At 41.5% G+C, this 1,967-nt stretch carries 2 protein-coding genes; both read right to left on the bottom strand.

What is annotated here, in order from left to right; translation table 11 throughout:
• Positions 1-86 precede the first annotated feature (86 nt).
• Entirely contained in the window at positions 87-1,637 is a 1,551-nt protein-coding gene (tnpC, locus tag ACIQCO_RS28105; RefSeq protein ID WP_483874182.1) for an IS66 family transposase, read from the bottom strand.
• Between the two features lie 63 nt (positions 1,638-1,700).
• Positions 1,701-1,967: IS66 family insertion sequence element accessory protein TnpB (gene tnpB, locus ACIQCO_RS28100; protein ID WP_400435451.1), on the bottom strand; the 267-nt coding region annotated here is incomplete at its 5' end.

The raw sequence follows: 1,967 nt of genomic DNA, 5'->3' as shown, positions 1-1,967 counted from the left end.
GTAAGCCCGAAATATAAAAAAATAGCGCACCCTTACGGTGCGCACGATGAATAGCCAACCCTCTGAAATTTTTTTCGGATTGTTGGCTATTTTGCACATGTAGCCTGGATATTTTCCGACCAAGGCATGTAGTTATGTAAAAGATCTGGCTGCTGATGAATTGGTAAAGCTGGCAGCTCCGTAAGTAGCTTGACTAAATATTGATAAAAATCGACACCATTTGCTTTTACAGTTTCAGCTACACTTAGACAAATAGCGTTCGCTCTTGCACCTGCTTCGCTTACAGAGAACAGCCAATTTTTGCGACCGATTACGTTGGGACGAATCGCATTTTCGGCTGGATTATTATCGATTTCTAAATGGCCATCATCAAGAAATGCTTTTAAACCTTCTGCACGGTTCAACGTATATTCAGCGGCTTTCGCCAACGCATTTTTACCAAAGAACGGTGAACGGTCAATCCAAGCGAAAAATTCATCCACGATGGGTTTTGATTCTTTTTGCCTCACTTGTTGGCGTTCTTCCGGTAAGAGGTGTTTAATTTTACGCTCAATCTGGTACAATCGATCGCAGTAATCGACACCTATTCGTCCATTTTTACTATCATTTTTTAACCAATAACGTCTTGTGTGCGCCCAGCAGTTGGCGAACTGCACGTCAGGTAAATGACCGTAAGCTGAATAGCCATCGCAAATCACCGTTCCTTTAAATCCGGTGATTAGGTCTTCCAATACAGCTCGGCTTCTTGATAAAGCACTTTTGAAAAGGACAATGATGGGCCCTTGGCTTGGTACGCTACGGCATACCCAGTTATAAGCGTTCGATTGGCCGGATTTTCCGTCGGAACGCTTAATGATTTGCGCATAAGTTTCATCCACATGAAGCACGGATTTGGCAGTTAATAATTGCTTCATTAAATCATAGATTGGTTGAAGCCAGTCTTCGGCTGCACGAATAACCCAGTTAGATAGGTTCTTATCATTTGTAAGTAGACCATATCGTTCCCATTCCTTCACCTGGCGGTAAAGAGGCAAGTACTGAATAAACTTATCGTAGATAAGCTTTGCCAAAACAGTTGGTCCTGCAATGCTCCGTTGAATAGCAGCTTGCGGCGCTTTCCCACGCTTGATTTGCGCCTGTTTTGTGGTATCTTTTTTGCAGGCCGTGCACTCATATGCATGCTCGATATGTTGCACACGCTTTAGTGTAGCTGGAATGAATTTTGCTTCTTCACGTGTTATTGTTGTACCTACTTCTGTCATTTGATGAAGACAACAATCACATAGCGTATTAGCCGGATGATGGTGAACTTCTTCTATCTCAATATTGTCGCTAAATGAATCATTTCTCTTTTTCTTCGATACTTTACGGACAACGGTATAGCTAACCGTTTCTGTGCTTTGTTCTTCTGTCTGCTCAGAATCATTAAAAGACGGATCGTCTTCAAATAAGGAGCCTTGACCGTCAGGTGCTTGATACTTTGACTTTTCTGATTTAGAACCATATAAAGCTTTGGTTAATTGGCGAATTTGTTCAGTTAATGCTTCTATTTGTCGATTTGACTGAGCCAGTTGTTGCTCTAGTAATCGAATGATACGTTCATTTTGCTCTTCTTGCTTCGGATTGCCATTTGTCAAATCGTTCACCACATTTCCGTCCAGTTTCATCTACGGATGATTATACCATTCGGAATAGAACATTTAAAAGACACCTTTTATAGATTTCGCAATAGCCTTTGGCTGCTGAAGCGATAGTCCTTCTAATAGCCAACGAAGCTCTTGCTGTGAAAGATTTCGCACTTCATTTTCGTCTTTCGGCCATTGAAGCTTGCCGTTATCTAAACGCTTATAAAGCATGGCGAAGCCATCACCATCGAAGTACAAACATTTATAACGATCCCTGCTCCATCCAGAAAACAGAAAGATGGAATCGCTGTATGGATCTAATTCAAATGAATCTTGAATAAG

Origin of the sequence: Neobacillus sp. NPDC093127, from assembly GCF_044754175.1 — a bacterium.
In the GTDB taxonomy this organism is placed as follows: domain Bacteria; phylum Bacillota; class Bacilli; order Bacillales; family Cytobacillaceae; genus Neobacillus.
The sequence above is the reverse complement of the archived record's forward strand: the minus strand, read 5'-3'. Positions and strand labels throughout refer to the sequence as shown.